5 protein-coding genes, 7 tRNA genes and 1 other RNA gene are annotated in these 7721 nt (G+C 34.9%); 2 read left to right on the top strand and 11 right to left on the bottom strand.

Going from position 1 to position 7721, the window contains the following annotated elements; translation table 11 throughout:
* Nucleotides 1-440 precede the first annotated feature (440 nt).
* From BUB80_RS22655 to rpsU, 10 genes are all read right to left on the bottom strand, one after another.
* Nucleotides 441-512: transfer RNA gene (locus BUB80_RS22655), tRNA-Thr, on the bottom strand.
* 43 nt (nt 513-555) lie between these two features.
* A tRNA-Gly gene (locus BUB80_RS22650) sits at nt 556-628 on the bottom strand.
* Between the two features lie 88 nt (nt 629-716).
* Nucleotides 717-797: transfer RNA gene (locus tag BUB80_RS22645), tRNA-Tyr, on the bottom strand.
* Between the two features lie 19 nt (nt 798-816).
* Nucleotides 817-890 (bottom strand) — tRNA-Thr (locus BUB80_RS22640).
* 92 nt (nt 891-982) lie between these two features.
* A tRNA-Gly gene (locus BUB80_RS22635) sits at nt 983-1055 on the bottom strand.
* An 87-nt stretch (nt 1056-1142) separates the two neighbouring features.
* Nucleotides 1143-1223: transfer RNA gene (locus BUB80_RS22630), tRNA-Tyr, on the bottom strand.
* Nucleotides 1224-1241: 18 nt separating this feature from the next.
* A tRNA-Thr gene (locus BUB80_RS22625) sits at nt 1242-1315 on the bottom strand.
* A 107-nt stretch (nt 1316-1422) separates the two neighbouring features.
* A complete protein-coding gene (locus BUB80_RS22620) occupies nt 1423-1713 on the bottom strand; it encodes an HPF/RaiA family ribosome-associated protein (RefSeq protein ID WP_073297963.1) in 291 nt (96 codons plus the stop codon).
* On the bottom strand, nt 1710-2597 hold the full coding sequence (locus BUB80_RS22615; RefSeq protein WP_073297961.1) for a tyrosine-type recombinase/integrase: 888 nt from the start codon (nt 2595-2597) through the stop codon (nt 1710-1712). Before BUB80_RS22615 ends, BUB80_RS22620 begins: the two co-directional genes overlap by 4 nt.
* 86 nt (nt 2598-2683) lie before the next feature.
* A complete protein-coding gene (gene rpsU, locus BUB80_RS22610; protein WP_048511861.1) occupies nt 2684-2881 on the bottom strand; it encodes a 30S ribosomal protein S21 in 198 nt (65 codons plus the stop codon).
* 445 nt (nt 2882-3326) lie between these two features.
* Here rpsU and BUB80_RS22605 point away from each other — a divergent pair, with 445 nt between their 5' ends.
* Nucleotides 3327-6470 (top strand): T9SS type B sorting domain-containing protein, encoded by a 3144-nt coding sequence (locus tag BUB80_RS22605; protein WP_073297959.1) that lies wholly within the window; start codon nt 3327-3329, stop codon nt 6468-6470.
* A 132-nt stretch (nt 6471-6602) separates the two neighbouring features.
* Nucleotides 6603-7001, top strand: a transfer-messenger RNA (tmRNA) gene (ssrA, locus tag BUB80_RS22600).
* A gap of 177 nt (nt 7002-7178) precedes the next feature.
* On the opposite strand, the gene BUB80_RS23920 is transcribed toward ssrA, so the two are convergent.
* Nucleotides 7179-7310 carry an antirestriction protein ArdA gene (locus tag BUB80_RS23920; RefSeq protein WP_139262884.1) on the bottom strand — a complete coding sequence of 44 codons (132 nt, stop codon included), beginning with the start codon at nt 7308-7310 and terminating at the stop codon, nt 7179-7181.
* Nucleotides 7311-7721 lie beyond the last annotated feature (411 nt).

Below are 7721 nucleotides of genomic sequence, written 5' to 3'. Positions count from 1 at the left end.
TTCAGATTACAACTTAGAGGCGTGCGAGATAAATCGTTTTTCCTTTTTAGATTATCTAAACTTTTTGCGTAGTCCCCAAGTTTTGGAACTGATCCTATATCATACACTCATTTATTCTTTTTCATTGATTTATCACAAGATATATTTAAAATTTGTTTAAAATTATAAATAATCAACTCCCAAAACGAAGTCTTAAATTCATAGAAGTTACCATTTTTGTTTCCCTTCGCCCACAGATTATGCTGGTGATAGTGTTACTTTATCTTTGTCTTAAAATTGAAAAGAAAAAATTTAGGAATGGATAACTGAGGTTTTAAGAAGTAACTAATTTTTAATATTCAGATTAGCTAATGTTTTTGCTTAGCCCTCAACTTTTGCACCTGGCCCCAAAAACTTTCAGAAAAAAAAAAATCCCGAAAGAAATTCGGGATTTAAATAAGAGCCAACTACGGGACTTGAACCCGTGACCTCTTCCTTACCAAGGAAGCACTCTACCGCTGAGCTAAGTCGGCCTTAAACAAAAAAATCACACTAAAGATAGAGTGATTTTTGTTGAGCGAAAGACGAGGGTCGAACTCGCGACATTCAGCTTGGAAGGCTGACGCTCTACCAACTGAGCTACTTTCGCAATTTTGTTTCCAAAACTATTGGTTAACGCTTTGCAAAGCTAAGAAAAATTCTTAAAACTTGCAAGATTTTTTTTGTAATATAAACTGTGGGAAGAGCAGGATTCGAACCTGCGAAGCCGAAGCAACTGAGTTACAGTCAGTCCCATTTAGCCACTCTGGAATCTTCCCAAATGTTTATATTAAAATGAGCCTCCAGAGGGACTCGAACCCACGACCTGCTGATTACAAATCAGCTGCTCTAGCCAACTGAGCTATGGAGGCAATTTTAATGTTACGACTGAAAGCTTTTGAGAAAATTCTACTCTGAGCTTTTCAGTAGTTAAAAAAATCATTCTTTTCAGTCTGATTTTTTGAGCGAAAGACGAGGGTCGAACTCGCGACATTCAGCTTGGAAGGCTGACGCTCTACCAACTGAGCTACTTTCGCAATTTTGTTTCCAAAATTATTGGTTAACGGTTTGCAAATCTAAAAAAAAATTTCGAGACTCGCAAGACTTTTTTTTAATATAAATTGTGGGAAGAGCAGGATTCGAACCTGCGAAGCCGAAGCAACTGAGTTACAGTCAGTCCCATTTAGCCACTCTGGAATCTTCCCAAAAGTTTATATTAACAGAGCCTCCAGAGGGACTCGAACCCACGACCTGCTGATTACAAATCAGCTGCTCTAGCCAACTGAGCTATGGAGGCATAATTAAAAAGAATTCAAAAGAACGCTGTTCCCTTTTTGCGATTGCAAAGATAGAACGGTTTTTTTGAATTCTCAAATTTTTTTGTGACTTTTTTTATCTTTTTTTTTACGCCATTTCTTTTTTCTTGATTAGCAGCTTTTTAGCAGTATCAACACAAAGGTCTAAACTTTCTTCAAAACTTGCAGATGTCTTTTTTACGACAATATCGTCGCCTGGAACAGCTAAAATAAGTTCGGTAGTTTTATTTATTCTATCTGCATTGTTCTCTACTTTTAAAAACACTTTACCTTCATGAATTTTGTCGTAAAACGTTTCAAGTTTACTTACTTTTTTTTCAATGTGTGACTCTAGTGGTTCGTGTGGAGTTAAACCAATTGATTGTACTGTGATCTTCATAATTCTTCTTTTTTAGATGCTCTTGGATGAGCCTGATTAAACACTTTTTTCAATTGTTCTATATTGGCATTCGTATAGACTTGCGTACTTGCTAAACTGGAATGTCCTAATATTTTTTTTACTTTCGAGATCTCTGCCCCATTATCCAAAACGTGAGTAGCAAAGCTATGACGAAGGATGTGGGGACTTTTTTTCTGCTTTGATGTTATAAGACTAAGGTACTTATTAACTACCACATAAACAAATTTTTCGTTGAGTTTTTTCCCTTTCTTGTTAACGAAAAAATATGATTTGTGTTCTTCCAAAGGTTTTCTTATTTCCAAATAACTTCTCAACAGATTAGCCAGCTCTTCCGCTATAGGAATGTATCTTTCTTTATTTCCTTTTCCTATAATTTTAAGCTCATTGCTGCCTAAATTTACATTCTCAAATATCAAGCCACAAAACTCAGCTTTTCGAATCCCGGTCTGATATAACACTTCAATAATGCATTTATCCAGAATATCATAAGCTTCTTCAAAACCCCGATCCTCAAGAACCTGCATTTCCTCTTTAGACATGGGAATTTGCTTCTCTGCATAAAATTTCAAGGAAGAGATGCTTTCGGTAGGAGAAACGGCGATTTCGCCTATTTTAAGAAGGAAATGATAAAAACTCCGGAGTGAAGATAGTTTTCTATTGATGCTTCTCTTCGAAATATTATTTTCGCTGAGCTCTACAATAAAATTTCTGATTATTTTTTTATCTGCTTTGGAAATATCTTCAGAAGATTCTGTTTTGAGATAGAAATGAGAGAAATCCTCAAGATCTTTTTTATAGCTTGTAACTGTATGAGGAGAATACCTCTTTTCGAATTGTAAATATTCTAAAAATTTATTTAACATTGATGAAGGGCGTAAACAAAAAAAATTCACTCCTCAAATATAAGTATTTAAGAAGTGAATTTAGTATGTGTTTAAGAAAAAAATTCTTAAGCCTGCTCTTCCTTACTAAGTGCTCTTTGTTTATAAGCAGCTTTCAATCTAGCTTGTCTTAAAGTTACAGAAGGCTTGTTAAACTGTTGTCTAGATCTCAATTGACGAACCGTACCAGTTTTATCAAATTTTCTTTTATATTTCTTTAGTGCTCTATCGATGGATTCACCATCTTTTACAGGAATTATTAACATATTTTACATCTCATTTTGAATTGCAAAAGTATACATAATTTATTAAACCACAAAATTTTGATTGCTTTTATTATATAATATTTATTCAAAATCAATCTTTTCAACATTTCAAAAACATAGGAACATCCATGAAACATTTATACTTATCTCAATAATTTAACACAAAAAATAAATTTCCATCAACTAAAAAAGAAAAAAAGCCTAAAAACAAAATTAATTAAGCCTAGCTATTATTATTTTATTTAGTTTTGTGAAAGTTAAAAACCTAATAAGTATGAGCACACGATTCTTCGTATCTACCTAATCCTTTTTCTATTAAAGGAAACAAGACCTCATCATACCAAATCATTCATTTATAATTTTTAATAATTAAGATCTTATCATTTCTAAGATCTTAAAAGTGGTTCTATTTTTCACTAATAAACATACCTCTTTACGCTAAGCTATGATTAAAAAACTACTATTTTCATTCTTATTTGTCTTTCATCTTTCAATTTTTGCACAAGAAGACTGCGTTTCTGCGATTACGGTTTGTGGAAATTCCAATATTAACTATACTCCATCAGGAGTCGGAAATACATATGAAAGCCTTGGAGGATGCCTATCTACAGGAGAGCATAATTCTGTTTGGTATAAGTTTACAATTGCAACCAGCGGAACCCTTACCTTTAATCTTGTTCCTACAGGACCTGTGGATTACGACTGGGCAATTTACGGTCCGAATGTAAGCTGCTCAAACCGAGGTAACCCTATAAGATGCAACGCATCCGGCGCCCTTACCAGTACCGGAATGAATATGACAAACACCAACACAACTTCTGCCGGAGGACCAACAGATCCGTATTGCAAATATTTGGATGTTGTAGCTGGACAAACCTACTATCTATATCTTGATAACTGGTCTACAACTGTATATACTTTTAATCTAACGTGGGGAGGAACTGCATCATTCGTATCTCCTTTTACCAATTCTACCATCGCTCCCAATCCGTTCAGCGCACCTGGAAGCCCTGGCCCGAATGCCAATTCCCCAAGAGAGATTTCTATCTGCAGCAATAGCAGCACATTCAACTTCAGTACATTATCTGCTGGAATTTTAAATAGCAATCCCAATTTTACGGTTTCTTATTTCAATAACGTTAATGATGCCACCACCGGAAACAATCCTATCACAACTCCAATCACAATAAATACTACGGATACCTATTATTATAACATTAGTTATCACGATCCTAACAATCCGACAAGTGTAATTAATTCGTGTAAACAAACAAATGCTATTGTGTTTAAAAACAAAAGCTTAACTGCGAATATAAATGCTACAGCCACTACCCTTTGCCCTAACGGAAATATAACATTAACCTCCAGCAATACAACAGGAAATACTTGGTCTACAGGAGCAACCACACAATCTATTACCATAACAACACCAGGAACTTACACATTAATAAGCAATAACGGAATATGTACCAGCCCACAAACATCTATTGTCATCACACAAGATAGCGATCCTAATGTACAGATTACGGGAAATCTAGTTTTATGCGAATCCCCAACTCAACTTGTTGCTTCAGCTAATGGAACAGGAAACATTTATACTTGGTCCACAGGATCTACAGGAAATACTATTTCTGTTTCAACACCGGGAACTTATATGGTGACCGTAAAAACTCCCGCCAATTGCCTATATCAAAAATCTATTATAGTAACACAAGGCATAGTTCCTACAGTACAGAATTCGAGCTTAAGCCAATGTTCAGATTCTACAACGGCAACATTTAATCTTACTTCAGCACAGCCAAGCATTAGTACTACCTCAAGTATTAATTTTGATTACTATATTAACCAAGCAGATGCTTTAGCAGGAAATACAAATACTATTTCAAATCCAACAACCTATGCTTCAGGAAACGCAACACTTTATGTAAGAATAAAATCTACAACTTGTTCCAAAATTGCAGAATTACAATTAATTGTTAACCAAAAGCCTGTTCCAACCATTACAGCTTCTTCAAATCTTATTTGTACAGGAAACAGTATTACTTTAACATCCAGTTTTGCTATAGGAAACATTTGGTCAACAGGTCAAAATACCCAAAGTATCATTGTAAATTCTGCAGGAACTTATACTCTTACCAACAATAATGGAAACTGTACGAGTGATCCTGTTTCTATTGCAATTGCTCAAAGTATTAACCCGAATGTCCAAATTACAGGAAACCTAACACCTTGTGATGGAACACCAACAACTTTAACAGCCACTGCCAACGGCATAGGAAATACATTCTTATGGTCAAATGGTGCGAACACACCTACAAACACAGTAACAACTTCAGGAATCTACACCGTAACTGTCACAACACCTACAGGATGTCAATATCAGAAATCTGTAACCGTGGCTATGAACCCAGCCATTATTGTAAATATTGCTACCCCATCTCAAATCACTTGCTCAAACTCTCAATCCACATTAGATGCAACAACTTCAGTATATCAGTCAGGAAGTACATTTTTATGGACTACAACAGGTGGCGGAAGCATTACATCCGGAGCTAATACTCTAACCCCGACCCTCAATAACGCTGGAACTTATACCCTTACCATCACTGGCCCTAGTCCTTCACTTTGTACAAAACAAGCTTCAGTAACAGTAATAAAAAACACAACATCCCCTACTCTCTTTATCAATGCTCCTAAACTGACTATTTGCAAAGGAGAGTCTATCGTACTAACAGCTTCCGGAGCTATCACATATACATGGACAGGCCTTACTGGTAATGGAAACACTCAAACTGTTTCTCCAACAACCACTACCACCTACACAGTAACAGGGGTTGGGGCTAATGGATGCGCGGCTCAAGCTCCAATATCCATTACTATTAAAGTAGTTCCCGAGATTGTTTCCACCCTACATGATGTTGAAATGTGCAAAGGCGATAAAGCATTTCTAGATGCAGGAGCAGGGCCTAATTATACTTACAGCTGGAACACAGGAGCAACTACACAAACAATAACGACAGAACTAGCAGGAATCTACTCAGTGACCATCAGCAATGGAGTTTGTTCCAAGATATTTAACGCTACCGTTGCCTACACGGTGACACCCGAGATATTAGAAGTAATTTATAAGGATAATACTTTAACAATCAACGTAAAAAATAACGGCAACCTTCCTTTAGAATACTCTATTGATGGAGGCGTGACGTGGCAGTTTTCTAATGTATTTACAAATGTTCTTAAAAATACCCAATACTCTATCAACGTAAAAAGTAGTGATGCCCTCTGTTATTCGGAAGCAAAATATTATACATTCTTTATGTCTAATGTAATTACCCCAAATAACGACGGTAAAAATGATGTCATTGATTTTAGTGAAATCAGTAAATATGGAAACTTTGAAGGGAGCATCTTCGACCGATATGGAAAAGCCGTATTCAATGCCAGCACTAAAACTCCAATATGGAACGGCAGATATATAGACAGACCGTTACCAACCGGAACTTATTGGTATAAACTATTCTGGACAGACAAAATAAGCAAAAAACCAGTTCAGCTCTCAGGATGGATTTTACTTAAAAACAGAGATTAAATCATATAAAGTGTCAGAATTATTTCCGGCACTTTTTTAAATTAATAACCTTAATAATTATTATTCGCAAAAGAGATCATGAATGTTAATTGTATTTGAACAAAAAAAATTATCTTTGCAGTCTTATCTAATGGGGTTGACTGGTTTCGACAGCAAGGTCAATGGGTAAGTAAGCATGCAGAGAACCGTAGCGCGATCTCTTTAATCCCTTGCTACAAACTTTTAACTGGCAACGAAGAGTTCGCTCTTGCAGCTTAATCCGAATAAAGTAAGATTCAAGCGCTTTCCCGAAGATAGTAAGGAAGCAAGATGTCTCACAAATGCTCCGTTCTACGGCGTTTGATCCTGAGATATAGGAATGTAGAAATAAGGTTTTAGATGCTTTGGCTAAAACTCGAAAATTTTAGAAGATAAGCTGGAAGTTGGGCGTCTGCTCTCTGCCTCCAGTCGAAAACCAATAGCAGAATAAGCATGTAGAAATCTTATGTATTGCTTGTTTGGACGAGGGTTCGAATCCCTCCAACTCCACACTAAAAAAGAGAATCTGTAGGTACAGATTCTCTTTTTTGTTTTTGTGTCCGAGAATTATTATTTATTTTAATGTAATTAAATCAATAATTCTTTTAAAGATATTCAAATATAATTCCAAAATTACATAACCACAAACAAAATATATTATTCTTGCTTATTAATTAATTTATATAAAATTTATGTAATTAAATCATAATCTGAATAACCATCAAAATTAAGCCATTTTCCATAAAGGCTTCCGTTGTTACACTTCTGATACATCCCTACATAGATACTGCAAAAACCAAGACAATTTTGTAAATTTGTCATGTCGATAAGTTTTAGATATATTAAATTTATTGATGCTACCTATTGTTTTACCGTACTTTAGACATTTCTTGTTTTAACTTGAACCCTGACAAGGATATTTTAAGTAGTAAGCCGTTCAAAAAAGCAATATAAATATTCTAATACAAAATAGAATATTTATAAGTCCAGTTGGTATACTGATAATTTTCACTGTTTTACTTCCAACCATTTCTAAAATATTTGCATCTATTATATAATACGACATGGTTTGTCGTGATGGTAGGATATTTTTGCACAATAATAAACAATGAAAAATTAACTCTATGAAATAGAATTCTATTATTCAGCAGGAAACATTAAATTTGCACGATTTTAAAATAAGCTATTAACACTAAGAAAACATAGGAATGAGAAAACTCTACATGAGTGCAT

The organism is Chryseobacterium polytrichastri, from assembly GCF_900142445.1.
Classification (GTDB): domain Bacteria; phylum Bacteroidota; class Bacteroidia; order Flavobacteriales; family Weeksellaceae; genus Chryseobacterium; species Chryseobacterium polytrichastri.
The sequence above is the reverse complement of the archived record's forward strand: the minus strand, read 5'-3'. Positions and strand labels throughout refer to the sequence as shown.